The 17,619-nt window shown below is 61.7% G+C and carries 17 protein-coding genes and 1 pseudogene; 4 read left to right on the top strand and 14 right to left on the bottom strand.

All coding sequences use genetic code 11. From position 1 onward, the window contains the following. Positions 1–77: 77 nt before the first annotated feature. The gene (panB, locus tag LPB73_RS09805) at positions 78–926 is read right to left on the bottom strand and encodes a 3-methyl-2-oxobutanoate hydroxymethyltransferase (RefSeq protein ID WP_231080446.1); all 849 of its coding nucleotides are present in this window, start codon (positions 924–926) and stop codon (positions 78–80) included. 4 nt (positions 927–930) lie between these two features. Further along, entirely contained in the window at positions 931–1,515 is a 585-nt protein-coding gene (locus LPB73_RS09800; protein ID WP_231080445.1) for an NnrU family protein, read from the bottom strand. Positions 1,516–1,665: 150 nt separating this feature from the next. Here LPB73_RS09800 and LPB73_RS09795 point away from each other — a divergent pair, with 150 nt between their 5' ends. Next, complete coding sequence (locus tag LPB73_RS09795) at positions 1,666–2,661, top strand: Bug family tripartite tricarboxylate transporter substrate binding protein (protein ID WP_231080444.1); 996 nt, start codon at positions 1,666–1,668, stop codon at positions 2,659–2,661. Positions 2,662–2,732: 71 nt separating this feature from the next. Here LPB73_RS09795 and LPB73_RS09790 read toward each other — a convergent pair whose 3' ends face one another. Both LPB73_RS09790 and LPB73_RS09785 read right to left on the bottom strand, forming a co-directional pair. After that, the gene (locus LPB73_RS09790; protein ID WP_231080443.1) at positions 2,733–3,110 is read right to left on the bottom strand and encodes a hypothetical protein; all 378 of its coding nucleotides are present in this window, start codon (positions 3,108–3,110) and stop codon (positions 2,733–2,735) included. 287 nt (positions 3,111–3,397) lie between these two features. Further along, entirely contained in the window at positions 3,398–4,003 is a 606-nt protein-coding gene (locus LPB73_RS09785) for a hypothetical protein (RefSeq protein ID WP_231080442.1), read from the bottom strand. 195 nt (positions 4,004–4,198) lie between these two features. Between LPB73_RS09785 and LPB73_RS09780 the strand changes: the two genes are divergently transcribed. After that, positions 4,199–4,864, top strand: coding sequence for a VOC family protein (locus LPB73_RS09780; RefSeq protein WP_231080441.1), 666 nt, complete (start codon positions 4,199–4,201; stop codon positions 4,862–4,864). A gap of 94 nt (positions 4,865–4,958) precedes the next feature. Here the strand turns inward: LPB73_RS09780 and LPB73_RS09775 are convergent, their stop codons facing one another. Beyond that, positions 4,959–6,233 carry a GGDEF domain-containing protein gene (locus LPB73_RS09775; RefSeq protein WP_231080440.1) on the bottom strand — a complete coding sequence of 425 codons (1,275 nt, stop codon included), beginning with the start codon at positions 6,231–6,233 and terminating at the stop codon, positions 4,959–4,961. Between the two features lie 365 nt (positions 6,234–6,598). On the opposite strand from LPB73_RS09775, the gene LPB73_RS09770 reads away from it, so the two are divergent. Continuing rightward, positions 6,599–7,057, top strand: coding sequence for an SRPBCC family protein (locus LPB73_RS09770; RefSeq protein ID WP_093759049.1), 459 nt, complete (start codon positions 6,599–6,601; stop codon positions 7,055–7,057). A gap of 281 nt (positions 7,058–7,338) precedes the next feature. Here the strand turns inward: LPB73_RS09770 and LPB73_RS09765 are convergent. After that, positions 7,339–8,957 (bottom strand): annotated as a pseudogene (locus LPB73_RS09765) (peptide chain release factor 3). 206 nt (positions 8,958–9,163) lie between these two features. Between LPB73_RS09765 and sugE the strand changes: the two are divergent. After that, complete coding sequence (gene sugE, locus LPB73_RS09760; protein WP_068731015.1) at positions 9,164–9,478, top strand: quaternary ammonium compound efflux SMR transporter SugE; 315 nt, start codon at positions 9,164–9,166, stop codon at positions 9,476–9,478. Between the two features lie 6 nt (positions 9,479–9,484). On the opposite strand, the gene LPB73_RS09755 is transcribed toward sugE, so the two are convergent. The 8 genes from LPB73_RS09755 to LPB73_RS09720 all read right to left on the bottom strand — a co-directional run bounded on the left by LPB73_RS09755 (position 9,485) and on the right by LPB73_RS09720 (position 17,317). After that, on the bottom strand, positions 9,485–10,501 hold the full coding sequence (locus tag LPB73_RS09755; RefSeq protein WP_089263901.1) for an inorganic phosphate transporter: 1,017 nt from the start codon (positions 10,499–10,501) through the stop codon (positions 9,485–9,487). 14 nt (positions 10,502–10,515) lie between these two features. Further along, complete coding sequence (locus tag LPB73_RS09750) at positions 10,516–11,160, bottom strand: DUF47 domain-containing protein (protein WP_089264630.1); 645 nt, start codon at positions 11,158–11,160, stop codon at positions 10,516–10,518. Between the two features lie 199 nt (positions 11,161–11,359). Continuing rightward, positions 11,360–12,328 (bottom strand): branched-chain amino acid ABC transporter permease, encoded by a 969-nt coding sequence (locus LPB73_RS09745; RefSeq protein WP_175366182.1) that lies wholly within the window; start codon positions 12,326–12,328, stop codon positions 11,360–11,362. A gap of 1 nt (position 12,329) precedes the next feature. Further along, a complete protein-coding gene (locus LPB73_RS09740; protein WP_089263899.1) occupies positions 12,330–13,205 on the bottom strand; it encodes a branched-chain amino acid ABC transporter permease in 876 nt (291 codons plus the stop codon). A gap of 66 nt (positions 13,206–13,271) precedes the next feature. Further along, on the bottom strand, positions 13,272–14,492 hold the full coding sequence (locus tag LPB73_RS09735) for an ABC transporter substrate-binding protein (protein WP_089263898.1): 1,221 nt from the start codon (positions 14,490–14,492) through the stop codon (positions 13,272–13,274). Between the two features lie 37 nt (positions 14,493–14,529). Beyond that, positions 14,530–15,753 (bottom strand): ABC transporter substrate-binding protein, encoded by a 1,224-nt coding sequence (locus LPB73_RS09730; protein ID WP_231080439.1) that lies wholly within the window; start codon positions 15,751–15,753, stop codon positions 14,530–14,532. A 69-nt stretch (positions 15,754–15,822) separates the two neighbouring features. Then, positions 15,823–16,569: an ABC transporter ATP-binding protein gene (locus tag LPB73_RS09725; protein ID WP_089263896.1), complete on the bottom strand. Its 747-nt coding sequence runs from the start codon at positions 16,567–16,569 to the stop codon at positions 15,823–15,825. After that, positions 16,562–17,317 carry an ABC transporter ATP-binding protein gene (locus LPB73_RS09720; protein WP_089263895.1) on the bottom strand — a complete coding sequence of 252 codons (756 nt, stop codon included), beginning with the start codon at positions 17,315–17,317 and terminating at the stop codon, positions 16,562–16,564. Before LPB73_RS09720 ends, LPB73_RS09725 begins: the two co-directional genes overlap by 8 nt. Between the last annotated feature and the right edge of the window lie 302 nt (positions 17,318–17,619).

Below are 17,619 nucleotides of genomic sequence, written 5' to 3'. Positions count from 1 at the left end.
TGCCCCTCCTCTTTCAACCCCGGCCGGGCCGCAAAATTCCTGCGGAAATCCTGCGTTCGTCTTGCGTCAAACCTGCGTCAGCCCTTCGGCTTGCCGCCATAGACATGCTCCGGCCCCGGAAACGCGCGCGAACGCACATCGGTTGCGTAACCCTCGATGGCCGCCTCGATCATGGGTCCGAGATTGCCGTAGCGCTTGACGAATTTCGGCACCCGCGCCGACAGGCCGAGCATGTCTTCGAGCACCAATACCTGACCGTCACAAGCCGGACTCGCGCCGATGCCGATGGTCGGGATCGGAATCGTCTCGGTGATCTTTCGCGCGAGCGGTTCAGCCACCGCTTCGATCACTACCGAGAACGCACCGGCCTGCGCGATAGCAATCGCATCATTCTGAATTGGCCCCGGCACGTTCTCACCGCGCGCAATCGCTTCGGCCTCTTCCTTGCCCTGCGAGCGGAACGAACCGAGCGCCGCGATCGACTGCGGCGTCAGACCAATATGCGCCATCACCGGAATGCTGCGCTCGGTGAGGAAGGCGATGGTCTCGGCCATGCGCGCGCCGCCTTCCAGCTTCACGGCGCCGCAATGGGTCTCTTTCAGGATGCGCGCGGCAGAATGAAACGCCTGCTCTTTCGAGGCTTCATAGGAGCCGAACGGCATGTCGACGACGACCAGCGACTGCTTCGAGCCGCGCATCACCGCGTGTCCCTGCAGGATCATCATCTCGAGCGTCACGGGGATTGTGGTCTCGAAACCGTGCATCACATTGCCGAGCGAGTCCCCGACAAGGATGACGTCGCAATAGCGATCGACCAATGAGGCCGTATGCGCATGATACGAGGTGAGCATCACGATCGGCTCGCCGTTCTTGCGCGCGAGAATATCCGGTGCGGTCTTGCGCTTGATGGCTGACTGAACTGACATGAACTTAAGCTCCGAACACGGGAACGCCGATCACGACCGGATGGAAAGCGAAACCTAAAGCGATATAGGCGACGATGCCGACTGCAACCGCAATCGCGTCATTCATCGGACCGCCCACCGGGATCGGCGGACCGCCGGCATCAGCGCGATGTTTCATCGAGATGCGATCGATCACCGCCCAGGCCAGAAACGATCCGAACAGGATGATCGAGCCAAGATCGCCATTGGCGAGCAGATGCGCGGCGGCCCACAGCTTGATGCCGGCGAGCATCGGATGTTTCAGCGTGGTGTAGATGCGGCCGCGGATATAGGACGCAGTGACCATGATCACCGCCGGCAGCATCAGGGCGACGGTGATGTGCTTCATCGCCAGCGGCGGCGTCCAGACATTGATCCAGCCGGTCGCGCGATATTGCGCGAAGCCCCAGATGATCAGCGCGAGGCCGACGGCGGAGATCAGCGCAAAGCCGAGCTTGTAGACGCTCTCGCCCAGGCGTGCGATCAGCTCCGCGCGCGCCTCGCGCCTGATGATGAACAGGTGAATGCCGAGAAACAGCACGAGGCCGAGGATCATCACGATCAGTCCCATGATGTTCAGTCCTCTCGCCCGGGCGGTTGCGTGCCGGATGGGTTGCCCGCCCTGAAATTCCCACTATGGTCCCGCCCGGCCAGCGGATTTTAGCCGCCTTTGGCGCCGGTCAGAGGGTTTCCGGGTATCACTTTTCAGGGGACGCACGCAATGCTGCGAAACGACACGACACCTACCCGCCTTCACCTTGCGCTCGCAGCGCTGTTGTTCGCGACGCTGCCCTTCGCAGCGCACGCGCAGGCGCCCGTCTGGCCGCCCAAGCTTGTTCGCATCATCGTGCCGTTCGGCGCAGGCGCGAGCCCGGACATCGTGGGTCGCGTGCTCGCCGACAGTCTGCAGACGCGGCATCCCGGCACCAATTTCGTGGTGGAGAATAAGCCCGGCGCCTCCGGCAATATCGGCACCGACGCCATCGCCAAATCCACGCCGGATGGTTCGACCATCGGCATCTCGCTCGGCGGCCCGCTCGCCATCAACACGCTGCTGTTTGCCAAGCTGCCCTACAATCCCGACACCGACATCGCACCGATCACTTTGCTGACGCAGCTCCCCAGCGTGCTCGCAGTGCCGACCAGCCTCGGCGTCAATACGGTCGCGGAATTCCTCGCCAAGGCCAAAGCCGATCCGAAGGGCCTCGGCTACGGCTCGATCGGCGTCGGCACGCTGTCGCAGCTCTGCATGGAAGCGATCGCGCAGAAGGCCGGCGCCAATATGGTGCACATCCCCTATCCGTCGTCCCCCGCGGCGACCACCGCGCTGATCCGCGGCGATGTGCAGGTCGCATGCCTCCCCGCCATCGGCGTCACGCCGCAGCTCGCCACCGGCGCCGTGAAGATCCTCGCCGTCACCACCGCGAAGCGCTCGCCGTTCCTGCCGGATGTGCCGACACTCACCGAGAGCGGCATCGACGTGCAGTCCGACGCCTGGAATGCGCTGGTCGGCCCGGGCGGGCTATCGAAGGATGTGGTGGCGACGATCAATGCCGAAGTGACGCAGACGCTGGCCGAGCCTGCCGTGATCGAGAAACTGAAGTTGCAGCTCATCACGCCGTCACCGACCACGCCGGATCAGCTCCGCAAGCGCATGGCCGACGAGAAGGCGCTCTGGGCCGAGGTGATCAAGGCGGCGAAGATCAGGATCGATTGAGGGACTTCCTAACCTCTCCCCGCCCCGCGCGAAGCGAAGCTTCGCTAGGCGGGGCGAGATAAGAAAGACCGTCACACGAACCGGCAGTTTCGCGCGGTTTGCGCCATGCCGGACGACGACGAGGTCGGAATGCTGTAGCTCGCCTCGCTCGGCGTTTGGCCGCGTGCAGGGATGATCACCATGCCGTGGTCCTTCACCGAGCCCTTGGCGTTGGTTACCGTGACGTCGATGCCGCAGGCGATCTTGCGGGCGCAGTTGTTCTCGAAATCCATCTTGAACGAATACTTGCCGTTGTCCTGCCAGAACCCGACATACTTGTCGCCGACACAGGCCTTGGCTTCCTCGGTCCAGTTGTCGGGCTCGGGCCAGAACAACAAGGCGCTGCCGCCGGTGAGCGCGCCGACAGCGCCAACAATCGTCGCAATCAATACGAACCTGCGTCCAAACATCGCCGCCTCCGGAGTGGTTTCCCCTTCGTCGCGGCGGGTGGCTCAGCGGTTCACTCTCTTAACCTCTCCCCGCTCTGCGCGGGGAGAGGTCGAAACGCGTGCGCAGCGCGTGTTTCGGGTGAGGGGCATGGCACAAAGCCAGCCACGAAGAAGCACCCTCGGATCTCGATACTGCAGACCCGAGATTCCGCGTCCTCCCCCGCCATTCAAGGCCCCTCACCCGGAGCCGTCGCTACGCGCCGACTCCGACCTCTCCCCGCAAATGCGGGGCGAGGTTAGGAAGCAGCTTACTTCCCGGACTGCTTCTCCAACTCCCGGTTATCGACATAGCGGATCATGATCGGACGCCCGGCGACCGCGCCGCCGAGGCCCTTGGTCAGCTTCAGCGGCAGGCATGCATCGAGGGAGCCGTTGATGGCCTTGAGATAGGTGCCGCGCGTGTCCTGCGGCGCATCCTTGCTCGCGAATGTTACGCGCGGCGGCGCGATCGGCCTGCCCGCCGTGTTGAACGAGAACATCACCGACATCTGCATGCCTGCACGCGCATCGTCCGTCGCGGGCGGCGACCAGCACGACCGCAAGGTGGCGAACAGGTCACCGATCGTATCGAGATCATGATCAGGCCGGCGGTAGAGAGCCTGCTGATCACCCGGCGGCACGCTTAGCACCGTGACCTGCAGGTTTTGCCCGATCGGATAATCGATCTCGGGAATGCACGGCCCGTGATCGAACACGCTGCAGGTGGACGGCGTGCACGGCTCGCCATCAAGCACGCTGCACGGCCTGTGCGAGAAAGGTACTGCATCGCCCGCGCGCAGCCGCCGCGCCTCCGCTTGGCCAGCGAATGCCACCAGTACGCTGACGATCAACAGTAACGTGAGGTTCCGTGTCATTCGGACACCCTTGCAAATGCGCCCTCACCTGAAATGATATGGGCGTGTGGCGTCATCAAGATCGGGATGGGTCACAACCGCACGAGCAGACCAACAAACGGAACGCCGGCCGAACGACCGATTGCAGACATTGTTGCGCCTGTGCGCAGCCCGGCACCACACGTCGTCGTCACACCCCAACCTCAGGAGACCGACATGAGCAGTCCCCAGGTGCATCGTGATACGTCCGTCACCATGAAGCTCGAAATCGTCGTCATTCCCGTGTCGAATGTCGACACGGCCAAGAGTTTTTACGCAAATCTCGGCTGGAGGCTCGACGCCGACTTCGTGGTCGGCGACGACTATCGCGTGATCCAGTTCACGCCGCCGGGTTCGGATTGCTCGGTCATCTTCGGCAAGAACGTGACCGCCGCGACGCCGGGCTCGGCGCAGGGTCTGTATCTGATCGTCTCCGATATCGAGGCCACCCGCGCAGACCTGCTCGGCCGCGGCATCAAGGTGAGCGACGCCTTCCACGCCGGAGATGTCAATGTCGGGCCGGACGAACCCTATTTGTTCGGGCGGCTTCGGGTGAATGGCCCGGATCCCGCACGGGCCAGCTATCGCTCCTTCGCATCATTCAGCGACCCGGACGGCAACGGCTGGCTGTTTCAGGAGATCACCGCGCGATTGCCCGGACGTGTCGATGCCAGCGCCACAACTTTTAATTCATCTGCTGACCTTGCAGCCGCCTTGCGGCGAGCGGCGATCGCGCATGGTGAACACGAAAAGCGCACCGGCGGCCAGCATGACGAGAACTGGCCGGACTGGTATGCCGACTATATCGTGCGCGAGCAGACCGGCGAGTCGTTGCCGGCATAGCGGTCGCATCGCGCGGCACATGGAATACATCGCAACTGAATCGTCTGACGCAAAGCTGGATGACTCACCCCATCCTTGCGGAACGAATTCGACGTCAGAGCCGGGCGCCGTCCTGGCTCTGCAGCTGCGGAAGCGCGTATCCGGATCCAGCGACTGGCGCGTCGGCAGAGGCGCTTAGCGTGCGGGAAATCGTGCGGTTGCGACCGGTCCGCTTCGCTTCGTAAAGTCGCCCATCGACCCGCTTGTACAGGCTCGGCCAGCTATCTCCCGGCTGCAACGTCCCCACGCCGAAGCTCGCAGTGACCTGCCTCGCTCCACCCGGGACGGCAAAGCTGTTCTGCTCGATCGCGATCCTCAACCGTTCGGCATAATCAACCGCTTCCTGTTCGTCCGTATCCGGAAGGAACACCGCAAATTCCTCGCCGCCCAGCCGCCCGACGATGTCGCGTTTGCGCGACGCGTTGCGCAGCATGCGCCCCACCTCTCCGAGGACATCGTCCCCGACGTCATGGCCGAGGGTGTCGTTGATGCTCTTGAAGTTGTCGATGTCGCACAGAGCGAGCGCAGCACGGCTCGGTCCGTGTTTGCGCAGATGGGCGGATACCCGTTCTTGAAAGCCGCGCCGGTTCAGGATGCCGGTCAACAGATCGAGATCGCGTTCGCGACGAAGATCGTCGATCATGTCGGACACCGCCGCGGCGAGGATGGCCAGCGCCAGGCCGGCGCCGAGCACGGCGAGCGAAAGCTGGAGTGCTTGCCAAAACATCGAATTGCTGAACGCGGTTCTGTCGACCGGCGCGGAAAATCCGACCGTGAGCAGGGTTCGCGGAAAAAAATGCAACCCGAACAGCAACAGCACCCAGAATAGAGCCCGATCGACATAAGGCCCGCGCGCCAATGCGGTGAGCCGCCCCGCTGCGATCAGCATCAGGAGGCCGTAGCCGAAATTCTGGATGTAGACCCGGGCGATGAGACTGCGATCGATATAAAAGAAATAGGCGAGCAGAAGAACGAAGCCGGCAAGGATCGCCATATCGATGACCGGACCGAGCCCCTTCCCCGAACGCACCAGGATGCCCTCCACGGCGGCGATAACCGCCGACGTGTAGAGCGCGCCCGACACGATGGCATTGGCCCCCGCGCCGGGCGGCAAACCCAAGATCTGCGACGTCGCGCCGAGGGCAAACAGAACGCACGCGCCGGCCAGCAAAAGCAGGTAGTTGCGCTTCTTCTCGACGAGCCACGCGCAGACGAAGGCAGCCCCGAAGACGAACAATATTCCGGGCGTGATCAGTTGGAGCGTAGTTCTGACGATGACCCCATTCATCTCGCTCAAACTTTCCAAAAGGCCCAGGTCGTCGTGACGCACGGCTTGGGCACCGGTACCTCGTAGCCAGAGAACACTATCAAATTTGACCGGAAATGCCTCAAATGCGAGTCGATGACGGGAACCGGGTTCGTCACGCCCGACGTCAAAGGCCGCGAATACATTGTCAGCCGCCCGGCTCACAAGGGAAGATGGATGGCCGGTGATCTCGCGAAGCCGCGCTTCGCGCTTTGCACAGCCAAGACGTGGGGAGAGTCTACCGCCCAACTCATACGTCATACACGGGCTTGACCCACGTACCCATCTTCCCCGACAAAGCCTCCACACAATACGCAGCGCTGTTGCGCACTCATCAAGAACAAGACCGTTCACAACTGCGCGAACAGACCGCGGAGGAACTGCCAGCCATGACCACACCCAAGACACCGACGCATCCGTTCGAGCGCAGCCACTCCATCGTGATTGCGGCTGCGCCCGAAGCTGTGTTCGACTACGTCACCAATCCGAAAACATGGCCGCAATGGCTGCCCTCCTCGCACGACATCGACTGCGAGGATCGCCCGATGCGGTTCGGCGACACGTTTCACGAACACTGGTCGACGCGGTCGGGCCCGGTCGCGCTGGACTGGCTGGTGATCGCCTGCGAACGTCCGCGGCTCTGGATCGGCCTGACACATATGAGCGTCACCGGCCCGATCGTGGTGCAGTATGTGTGCGATGTGGTGGATGGCGGGACGAAATTCACGCGGACTGTGCGTAATCCTGCGCGGCCGAAGGCGCCGACGCCGGAAGTGGTTCAGCGGATCGATGAAGAAGCGGAGTTGGGTCTGGCGAATATCAAGAGGATCGTGGAATCCGGCACCTGAGGCTGTGGCCTGAAGGCCGCACAAACTTCATATCCATTCCGCGACTTAACTATGTAGGGGCAGCGGCCGGTTCTCTGTTGCCTTGACTGACGATAGTTGCGGACACGCTTCGCGGTCAGGAATCTTTCTTTAAGAATTCAGCGATACGGTCTTCTCAAGCGGTTCATGTATTGCGTACCGCTAGCAGGTTGAGATCCGCCGGAGCGACCCGGCGGATCGTCCTGACTCTGTCGGGAGGCAGCTGCGTCGGCCTACGAAAGGCCGACGTCCAACGCGTCGCCTTACCCCTGCTTCTTCACGTCCTTGATATCAGAGAACACGATCCCCTCCGCCCGTTCCTTGGTGTAGTTGAGATAGAAGTCATTCTTCGCCAGGAACACCGGATCGCCGTCGACGTCATCCGCGACGCCGGAATTGTTGTTGGACATGAAGGTCTCGAGCTTCTTCTTGTCGTCCGACGAGATCCAGCGCGCCAGCGAGAATTCCGAGACTTCGAAACTCACCGGCAACTGATACTCCGCGTCGAGCCGCGCCTTCAGCACGTCGAGCTGCAGCGGGCCGACGACGCCGACCAAAGCCGGCGCGCCGTCGCGTGGGCGAAACACCTGCACGACGCCCTCTTCCGACATCTGCTGCAAAGCCTCTTTCAGCTTCTTCGCCTTCATCGCATCGCCGAGACGCACACGACGCACGATTTCCGGCGCGAAGCTGGGCACGCCGATGAAGGTGATATCCTCGCCGTCGGTCAGCGTGTCCCCGATACGCAGCGTGCCGTGGTTGGGAATGCCGACCACGTCGCCGGCATAGGCTTCGTCCGCAATGGCGCGGTCCTGCGCGAAGAAGAATTGCGGCGACGACAGCGACATGTTCTTGCCGGTGCGCACCAGTCTGGCCTTCATGCCCCTTGTCAGCTTGCCGGAGCACAGCCGCGCAAAGGCGATACGGTCTCGGTGGTTGGGATCCATGTTCGCCTGGATCTTGAACACGAAGGCCGACATCCGAGGCTCGTCGGCCTCGACCTTGCGCAAATTAGATTCCTGCGCGCGCGGCGACGGCGCGAAACGGCCGAGGCCTTCCAAGAGATCGCCGACGCCGAAATTGCGCAGCGCGCTGCCGAAATAGACCGGCGTCATATGGCCTTCGCGGAACGACTGCAGGTCGAACGGCTTGGAGGCTTCCTTCACCAGTTCGAGTTCGTCGGCGACCTCGCCGGCGTCGAGATTCGGATTGCGACCGGCGAGATCGGAAATCTCGATCTTCTCGGCCGCACCCGTCTTGGCGCCGCCTCCTTCGAGCAAACGAATACCACCAGTCTCGATATCATAAGTGCCCATGAAATCGCGGCCGCGGCCGACCGGCCAGTTGATCGGCGTGGTGTCGAGCGCCAGCGTCTTCTCGATCTCGTCGAGCAGATCGAACACATCGCGGCTCTCGCGGTCCATCTTGTTGACGAAGGTGATGATCGGGATGTCGCGGAGGCGACAGACCTCAATCAGCTTCAGCGTGCGCGCCTCGATACCCTTGGCGGCGTCGATCACCATGACAGCCGAGTCGACCGCGTGAGCGTGCGATAGGTGTCTTCCGAGAAGTCTTCATGGCCCGGCGTGTCGAGCAGGTTGAAGACGTGGCCCTGGAATTCGAAGGTCATCACCGAGGTGACGACGGAGATGCCGCGGTCGCGCTCGATCTTCATCCAGTCGGAGCGCGTGTTGCGGCGCTCGCCCTTGGCCTTGACCTGGCCCGCCAGATTGATGGCGCCGCCGAACAGCAGCAGCTTTTCGGTCAGCGTGGTCTTGCCGGCGTCAGGATGCGAGATGATCGCGAAAGTGCGGCGGCGGGCGACCTCATTGGCAAGCGGGGAACGCGCGGCTGAGTCGGCGGAAAGGGCGATATCGGACATAAACGTGCCTGTGGCAGGGAAAACGGGCGCAATCAAGGGATTTTGGGCGGGAAACTGGCCGAAGTGGCGACCATCGGCCGCGTTGCGATCCGGCTGCGTGGGTCCCATATAACCCCTGCGAGGACGACCTCCAAATCATCATCATCCGGCAAAGGGAGACCTTTGCTTGCAGGGACGGCCCTGTACTTTCATCAGGAGGCCGTTCCATGGCTTGGTTGTTGCTGTTCATCGCGGGTTTGCTCGAAGTCGGTTGGGCTGTCGGGCTGAAATATACCGAAGGCTTTACCCGCCTCGTCCCCTCCGTCCTGACCCTGATCAGCATGACTGCGTCCGTCGGCATGCTCGCCCTCGCCCTCAAGGAACTGCCGATGGGAACCGCCTATGCGGTGTGGACCGGCATCGGCGCGGTCGGCACCGCAGCGCTGGGCATGTACCTGTTCGGCGACCCGGCCACCGTCGCGCGGATCACCTGTATCGGGTTGATCGTGGCGGGCATTGCCGGGCTGAAGCTGGTGTCCTGACCTGCGTCAGATAAAGCTCAGATGCAGCAGCTTCACGATCCACCAGGTCGCGGCGGCGACGATCGCCGCGGCCGGGATCGTGATCACCCAGGCATAGACGATCGAACTCGCCACATTCCAGCGCACCGCTGAGACACGACGCGCCGCACCGACGCCGACGATCGCGCCGGTGATGGTGTGCGTGGTCGAGACGGGAACGCCGAGGAACGTCGCCGCGAAGAGCGTCGCTGCACCACCTGTCTCCGCGCAGAACCCCTGCATCGGCGTGAGTTTGGTGATGCGCAGACCCATGGTGCGGACGATGCGCCAGCCGCCCATCAGCGTGCCCAGCGCCATCGCCGCCTGACATGACAGCACGACCCAGAACGGCACCGAGAACTCGGTGCCGAGGTGGCCCTGCGAATAGAGCAGCACCGCGATGATGCCCATGGTCTTCTGCGCATCATTGCCGCCATGGCCGAGCGAATACAGCGAGGCCGAGACGAACTGCAGAATGCGGAAGGCGCGGTCCACGGCGAAAGGCGTCGAGCGCACCGAGGCCCATGACACGATGGCCACCAGCACCAGCGCCAGCAGGAAGCCCACCAGCGGCGACAGCACAATGGCCAGCAGCGCCTTGGACAGTCCGGTCCACAAGGCTGCCGAGAGTCCTGCCTTGGCGACACCTGCCCCGAGCAAACCACCGATCAGCGCATGCGACGAGCTCGAGGGAATGCCGAGGCCCCAGGTGATCACGTTCCAGACGATGGCGCCCATGAGTGCTGCAAAGATCACCGCGGGATCAATGACGCTAGGCTCGATGATCCCCGTGCCGATGGTGTTGGCGACATGCAGACCGAACACCAGGAAGGCGATGAAGTTGAAGAATGCCGCCCACAGCACCGCATATTGCGGCCGCAGCACGCGCGTCGAGACGATCGTCGCGATCGAATTGGCAGCGTCATGCAAGCCGTTGAGAAAGTCGAACAGCAATGCGATGGCGATGAGGCCGATCAGCACCGGAAAGGCGAGCGTGGCGTCCACCTGATGGCCCTGCCTTATACTTGTTCGATGACGATGCTGTTGATCTCGTTCGCGACGTCGTCGAAGCGGTCGGCCACCTTTTCAAGGTGCTTGTAGATCTCGGCGCCGACCACGAAATCCATGGTGTTGGCGTCGCGATGCTTGAGAAAGAGCTCCTTGAGCCCGATGTCGTGCAGATCGTCGACGCGGCCTTCGAGCTTGCCGACTTCCTCGGTGATCGCGGTGAGCAGGCCGACATTATCGCCAATGGCGCTCATCAGCGGCACGGCGCGACCGACAAGGTTGGCACACTCCACCAGCAGCGTGCCGATCTCGCGCATTGGCGGCTCGAACTGGCGTACCTCGAACAGCATCACCGCTTTCGCCGTCTGCTGCATCTGGTCGATGGAATCATCCATCGCCGTGATGAGGTTCTTGATGTCGACGCGATCGAACGGCGTGATGAAAGTGCGGCGAACGGCGGTCAGCACCTCGCGGGTGATGGCGTCGGCGTCGTTCTCGAACTGGTTGACGCGCTGACAGTAGACCGGCGTCTCGTCGCCGCCTTCCAGCATCCCCGCAAGCGCCTTGGAGCCCTCGACCACGGTCACTGAATGGCGGGCGAACAGGTCGAAAAACCTTTCCTCCCGGGGCAGAAAGGACCGGAACCAACGCAGCATCATCTCATCCAACTGTCAGGAAAACGCAGCGACCGGACCGCCAGATGGCGGACATGGTCCCGCGGGGCCACCGCCGGGCGGCCCTGTGTCACACGGATGTCATAAAGCATTTCCGGTCAAGGCGGGCAATCGCACACCTTTTAGACCCGGTCATCCACCGCTTTATGACAGCCTGCTTTTCCTGAGGCAGTGCCTGGATTTAGAGCGACCGCTTGAAGTAATGCGCGATTTCGCCAATGACGCCGCGGCGGAAGGTCAGCACGCAGACCACAAAGATCACGCCCTGGATCACCGTCACCCACTGGCCGAAGCCAGCGAGATATTGCTGCATGGCGATGATCACGAAGGCGCCCACCACCGGCCCGAACAGCGTGCCGAGGCCGCCGACCAGCGTGATCAGCACGATTTCACCGGACATGCTCCAATGCACGTCGGTGAGCGAGGCGTTCTGTGCCACGAACACCTTCAGCGCGCCGGCGAAGCCCGCAAGCGTGCCGGACAGGATATAGGCCAGCAGCTTGTATTGATCGGTCTTGTAGCCCAGCGAGACCGCACGCGGCTCGTTCTCACGGATCGCCTTGAGCACCTCGCCGAAGGGCGAGTTGATGGCGCGGTAGATGATCAGGAAGCCCAGCGTGAAGCCAGCCAGGACCACGTAATACAGGGTGATCGGCTTCGAGAGATTGAACAGGCCGAACAGCGTGCCCTGCGGAATGCCCTGGATACCGTCTTCACCATGAGTGAACGGCGTCTGCAGATAAACGAAGTACAGGAGCTGCGACAGCGCCAGCGTGATCATGGCGAAGTAGATGCCCTGACGACGAATGGCGATCAGGCCGGTGACGACGCTGAGCGCAGCGGCGGCGGCGACACCAACGACAATGCCCAACTCGGGCGTCAGGCCCCACACTTTCAGCGCATGCGCCGTGCAGTAGCCGGCGGTGCCCAGGAACATCGCGTGGCCGAAGGACAGCAGACCGCCATAGCCGATCAAAAGGTTGAAGGCACAGGCGAGTAGCGCGAAGCAGAGCGCCTGCATCACGAAGAACGGATAGACGCCAGTGAGCGGCACGACCAGCAATAGTGCGGTCATGATCGCAAAGGCGACCATCTCGTCTTTGACGGTGCGGCGGGGTGACGGAATGGCGTTTTCAGTGATCGTTGTCATATCAGGCAGCCCGTCCCGTCAGTCCGGAAGGTTTCACAAGGAGCACCAGCACCATCAGCACGAAGACGACAGTGTTGGAGGCCTCGGGGTAAAAATACTTGGTCAGACCCTCGATGATGCCGAGGGCGAAACCGGTGATGATGGAGCCCATGATCGAGCCCATGCCGCCGATCACGACGACCGCGAACACGACAATGATCAGGTCCGCACCCATCAGCGGGCGAACCTGGTTGATCGGCGCCGACAGCACGCCGGCAAGTGCCGCCAGACCGACGCCGAGCCCGTAGGTCAGCGTGATCATCAGCGGCACGTTGATGCCAAAGGCGCGGACCAGCGTGGGGTTTTCCGTCGCGGCGCGCAGATAGGCGCCGAGCCGCGTGCGCTCGATCAGGAACCAGGTCGCGATACAGACCACCAGCGAGAAGATAACGACCCAGCCGCGATAGATCGGCAGGAACATGAAGCCGAGATTCATACCGCCCTTCAGCGCATCCGGGATCGCGTAAGGCAGACCCGACGAGCCGAAATAATTCTGGAACACGCCCTGGATGATCAGCGCCAGACCGAAGGTCAGCAGCAGGCCATAGAGATGGTCGAGATTGGCGATCCATTTCAGCATGGTGCGTTCCATCACCATGCCGAACAGGCCGACCGCCAGCGGCGCCAGGATCAGCGCCGGCCAGTAGCCGATGCCGGCCAGATTGAGCAGGAAATATGCCGCAAACGCGCCCATCATATAGACGGCGCCATGGGCGAAATTGATGATGTTCAGCATGCCGAAGATCACGGCGAGGCCGAGACTTAACAGCGCATAGAACGAGCCGTTGATGAGTCCGACCAGCAATTGCGCAGACAGGGCCTGTAGATTGATCGACATGTTGTTCTCAACTCTTATCGCAGGAAAGTCTTGGCCCGGCAGCGTGACGCCGCCGGGCCAACGATCTTATTTCTTCAGCAGCGCACAAGTGCTCTTCTCGATCGGTGTAAAGGCCTGATCGGCTGGCACTGTACCGGCAAGCTTGTAGAAATCCCACGGCGCCTTCGATTCCGACGGCTTCTTCACCTCGAACAGATAGCCTGGGTGAATCTTGCGGCCATTGGCTTCGATCTTGCCCTGCCCGAACAGCGGATCGTCGGTCGGCAATTCCTTCATCTTGGCAACGATCTTCGCGCCATCATGCGGATTGCTGCCGAGCGCTTCCAGCGCCTTGAAGTAGTGGATCAAGCCGGCATACACACCCGCCTGCACCATCGACGGCGGAGCGCCGTTCTTCATGCGCGCTGCGAACTTCTTGGAGAAGTCGCGGGTCTTGTCGTTCAGGTCCCAGTAGAAAGTCTCGGTGAAGCTGAGGCCCTGTGCGGTTTCAAGACCGATCGCCTTGACGTCGGTGATGAACAGCAGCAACGCCGCGAGCTTCTGACCACCCTTGGCGATGCCGAATTCAGCCGCCTGCTTGATCGAGTTGGTGGTGTCGCCGCCGGCATTGGCCAGACCGATGACCTTGGCCTTCGACGACTGCGCCTGCAGCAGGAAGGAGGAGAAGTCCGCGGTGTTGAGCGGATGCTTGACGCCGCCGACCACCTTGCCGCCCGAGGATTTGACGACTTCCGAGGTATCGCGCTCCAGTGCGGCACCGAAGGCGTAGTCGGCGGTGAGGAAGAACCAGCTGTCACCGCCGGCCTTGACCATCGCCTGCCCGGTCGAATGGGCGAGCATGTAGGTGTCGTAGGTCCAGTGCACGGTGTTCGGCGAACACTGCGCATTGGTGAGATCCGACGTCGCGGCGCCCGAATTGATGTAGACGCCGTTCTTCTCCTTGACGATGTTGTTCACCGCCAATGCCACGCCGGAATTCGGTACGTCGACGATGGTGTCGACCTTGTCGACGTCGAACCACTGCCGCGCGATGTTGGAGCCGATATCCGGCTTGTTCTGGTGATCGCCGGAAATGATGTCGATCTTCCAGCCCTTGGCCATCAGACCGGAATCCTCGGCGGCCATTTGGGCAGCGAGCGTCGAGCCCGGGCCGCCGAGATCGGCGTAGAGACCGGACTGATCGCTGAGTGCGCCGATCTTGACAGTCTTATCCTGGGCCATGACGACGCCCGCCATGGCCAGCGAAAGCGCCGTGCCGAGAAGTGCGGTCGAAATCTTGTTTTTCATGACTTCCTCTCAATGATTTGGACGACGGGCTTCTAAATTAGGTCTTCTTCAAAAGCGGACAAGCACTCTTGTCGAGCGGCGTGAAGGCCTGATCGGCAGGGATCGTCGCCACCAGCTTGTAGTAATCCCAGGGTCCCTTCGACTCCTCAGGCTTCTTGACCTCGAACAGATAGGCCGGGTGCAGCTTGCGGCCGTTCGGCTGGATCGTGCCCTTGCCGAAGATGATGTCATCGGTCGGGGTCGCCTTCATCTTGTCGACGATCTTCAACCCGTCATGGGAGTTGCCACCCATCGCATCCAGCGTCTTGAAGTAATGGATCAGCGACGAATACACGCCGGCCTGCACCGTGGTCGGCATGGCCTTGTTCTTCATGCGCTCCTGGAAGCGCTTGGAGAACGACCGCGTGCCGTCATTGAGGTCCCAGTAGAAGGTCTCGGTGAAGCTCAGTCCCTGCGCAACCGGCAGGCCCAGGGCATGGACGTCCGAAATGAACATCAGCAGGCCGGCAAGTTTCTGGCCACCCTTGATGATGCCGAATTCGGAGGCCTGCTTGATCGAGTTGATTGTGTCGCCGCCGGCATTCGCTAGGCCGATCACCTTCGCCTTCGAGGTCTGCGCCTGCAGCAAGAACGACGAGAAATCGGCGGTGTTCAGCGGCGGCCGCACGCTGCCCAGCACCTTGCCGCCCATGGCGGTCACGGCGTTGGTGGTGTCGCGCTCAAGCGCGGTACCGAAAGCATAATCCGCGGTCAGGAAGAACCAGGTATCGCCGCCGCTCTTGACCATCGCGGAGCCGGTGCCGTTGGCAAGCTGATAGGTGTCATAGGCCCAGTGAATGGTGTTGGGCGAGCACTGTGCATTGGAGAGATCGGATGTGCCGGAGCCGGAGTTCAGATAGACGCCGTTCTTTTCCTTGACGACGTTGTTGACGGCGAGACCGACAGAGGACGTCGGCACGTCAACGATCACGTCGACCTTGTCGCGGTCGAACCACTGGCGCACAATGTTGACGCCGATATCCGGCTTGTTCTGGTGGTCGCCGACCACGACCTCGATCTTCCACCCTTTGGCGGCAAGGCCCGAATCCTCGACGGCCATCTGCGCGGCCAGCGTCGAACCGACACCGGTTACGTCGGCATAGAGGCCCGACTGATCGTTCAGCACGCCGATCTTAGCGGTCTTGTCCTGGGCGAACGCAAGCGAGCTTGCGCTCATCATCAGCGCAAAACCCAGCAGCGACGTCGAAACGACTTTTTTCATTCTGTGCTCCCTACCCGTATTGATGGTTGTGTCTATCGTCGGACCGTTGGCTCGGTCCGTTATTCGATATTAGACGCCGAGATACGTATGCAGCTTGTCCATATTCGCCGAGAGCTCGGAATTGGCGAAGCCATCGATGATCTTGCCGTGCTCGACGATGTAGTAGCGATCCGCTACCGTGGCAGCGAAACGGAAGTTCTGTTCGACCAGCAGGATGGTGAAGCCTTCCGACTTCAGCCGCGCAATGGTGTGGCCGATCTGCTGGATGATGACAGGTGCGAGACCTTCGGTCGGCTCGTCCAGCATCAGGAAGCGCGCGCCGGTGCGCAGGATGCGGCCGATCGCCAGCATCTGCTGCTCGCCGCCGGAGAGTTTTGTCCCTTGGCTGTTGAGACGCTCTTTCAGATTTGGAAACAGCTCGAAGATCTGATCCAGAGACAACCCGCCCGGCCGGATCGTCGGCGGCAGCATCAGATTCTCTTTCACGTCGAGGCTGGAGAAGATGCCGCGTTCTTCCGGACAGAATGCGATGCCCTGCTTCGCGATCTTGTCCGACGAGGTCTTGATGATCTCGTTGCCTTCGAACTTTATCGAGCCGGTGCGCTTGCCGATGATGCCCATGATGGACTTCAGCGTCGTGGTCTTGCCGGCGCCGTTGCGGCCGAGCAGCGTGACGACTTCGCCCGGCTTCACGTTGAAATTGATGCCGTGAAGAATGTGCGACTCGCCATACCAGGCTTCGAGATTCTCGATGCTGAGAATTGGATTGCCAGTTGCTGCAGTCGTTGCCGGTGCGGCCATTGTGATCTCAGCCATGCCCGGCTCCCAGATAAGCTTCCTTGACGCGCTCGTCCTTGGTCAGATCGGCGTAGCTGCCTTCCGCAAGAACCTTTCCGCGAGTCAGAACGGTAATGATGTCCGACAGATTGGACACGACGCTGAGGTTATGTTCGACCATCAGGATGGTATACTTCGCCGAGATGCGCTTGATCAGCGCTGCGATCTTGTCGATGTCCTCATGGCCCATGCCGGCCATCGGCTCGTCGAGCAGCATCATCTCGGGATCGAGCGCCAGCGTGGTGGCGATCTCCAATGCCCGTTTGCGGCCATAGGGCATCTCCACCGCGGGCGTATTGGCAAATTCGCTGAGGCCGACGTCGTCGAGCAGTTCGGCCGCGCGTTGATTGTACTGATCCAGCACGCTCTTGGAGCGCCAGAAGTCGAACGACGATCCATGCTGGCGCTGCAGTGCAACACGGACATTTTCCAGCGCCGTCAGATGCGGAAACACCGCGGAAATCTGGAACGAACGTACGAGGCCAAGGCGCGCCACGTCGGCGGGCGCCGTAGCGGTGATATCCTTGCCCTTGTAGAAAATCTGGCCGGCGGACGGCTGCATGAACTTGGTCAGCAGATTGAAACACGTCGTCTTGCCGGCGCCGTTAGGGCCGATCAATGCGTGAATGGTGCCGCGGCGAACTTTGAGACTGACATCGCGGACTGCGAAAAAGCCCGCAAATTCCTTGGTCAATCCGTTGGTTTCGAGAATGAACTCATCGGTCAAGCAAATTTCCCCCATCGACCTTCCCGGCGTGTGTCTCCGCCAGTGGCCAACTTTTTGCGCAGCCGCATTTCGGGGAAAACTGAAAGTCATCCCCGCGCGGCCACATCGAGTGGCGCGAATATGCCGTCAACGCGACGGCGAACGCAAGGTGCAATGCGGCAGAATTGGGTGGACTGCCTGTCGCACTGACTTCGCCCTTAGTCGTAGGCAGTTAGCCCCCTGCGCATGCGGAAAGCAGAGTCCGCCTGCGACCGGTCTACCGCGCAGAACGCGTCACCTGTTTGCGCCGCAAGGAGCTTTGA

It is taken from the genome of Tardiphaga sp. 37S4 (genome assembly GCF_021044645.1).
Lineage (GTDB): Bacteria > Pseudomonadota > Alphaproteobacteria > Rhizobiales > Xanthobacteraceae > Tardiphaga > Tardiphaga robiniae.
This window is presented reverse-complemented; position numbering and strand designations above follow the sequence as displayed.

What these genes read in the sequence shown, in the direction of transcription:
- sugE (WP_068731015.1), top strand. Translation starts at nt 9,164, where the DNA reads ATGGCTTGGTTGTTGCTGTTCATCGCGGGTTTGCTCGAAGTCGGTTGG.
- LPB73_RS09790 (WP_231080443.1), bottom strand. Translation starts at nt 3,110, where the DNA reads ATGTTTGGACGCAGGTTCGTATTGATTGCGACGATTGTTGGCGCTGTC.
- LPB73_RS09730 (WP_231080439.1), bottom strand. Translation starts at nt 15,753, where the DNA reads ATGAAAAAAGTCGTTTCGACGTCGCTGCTGGGTTTTGCGCTGATGATG.
- LPB73_RS09795 (WP_231080444.1), top strand. Translation starts at nt 1,666, where the DNA reads ATGCTGCGAAACGACACGACACCTACCCGCCTTCACCTTGCGCTCGCA.
- LPB73_RS09735 (WP_089263898.1), bottom strand. Translation starts at nt 14,492, where the DNA reads ATGAAAAACAAGATTTCGACCGCACTTCTCGGCACGGCGCTTTCGCTG.
- LPB73_RS09725 (WP_089263896.1), bottom strand. Translation starts at nt 16,569, where the DNA reads ATGGCTGAGATCACAATGGCCGCACCGGCAACGACTGCAGCAACTGGC.
- LPB73_RS09785 (WP_231080442.1), bottom strand. Translation starts at nt 4,003, where the DNA reads ATGACACGGAACCTCACGTTACTGTTGATCGTCAGCGTACTGGTGGCA.
- LPB73_RS09770 (WP_093759049.1), top strand. Translation starts at nt 6,599, where the DNA reads ATGACCACACCCAAGACACCGACGCATCCGTTCGAGCGCAGCCACTCC.
- LPB73_RS09780 (WP_231080441.1), top strand. Translation starts at nt 4,199, where the DNA reads ATGAGCAGTCCCCAGGTGCATCGTGATACGTCCGTCACCATGAAGCTC.
- LPB73_RS09740 (WP_089263899.1), bottom strand. Translation starts at nt 13,205, where the DNA reads ATGTCGATCAATCTACAGGCCCTGTCTGCGCAATTGCTGGTCGGACTC.
- LPB73_RS09800 (WP_231080445.1), bottom strand. Translation starts at nt 1,515, where the DNA reads ATGGGACTGATCGTGATGATCCTCGGCCTCGTGCTGTTTCTCGGCATT.
- panB (WP_231080446.1), bottom strand. Translation starts at nt 926, where the DNA reads ATGTCAGTTCAGTCAGCCATCAAGCGCAAGACCGCACCGGATATTCTC.
- LPB73_RS09750 (WP_089264630.1), bottom strand. Translation starts at nt 11,160, where the DNA reads ATGCTGCGTTGGTTCCGGTCCTTTCTGCCCCGGGAGGAAAGGTTTTTC.
- LPB73_RS09745 (WP_175366182.1), bottom strand. Translation starts at nt 12,328, where the DNA reads ATGACAACGATCACTGAAAACGCCATTCCGTCACCCCGCCGCACCGTC.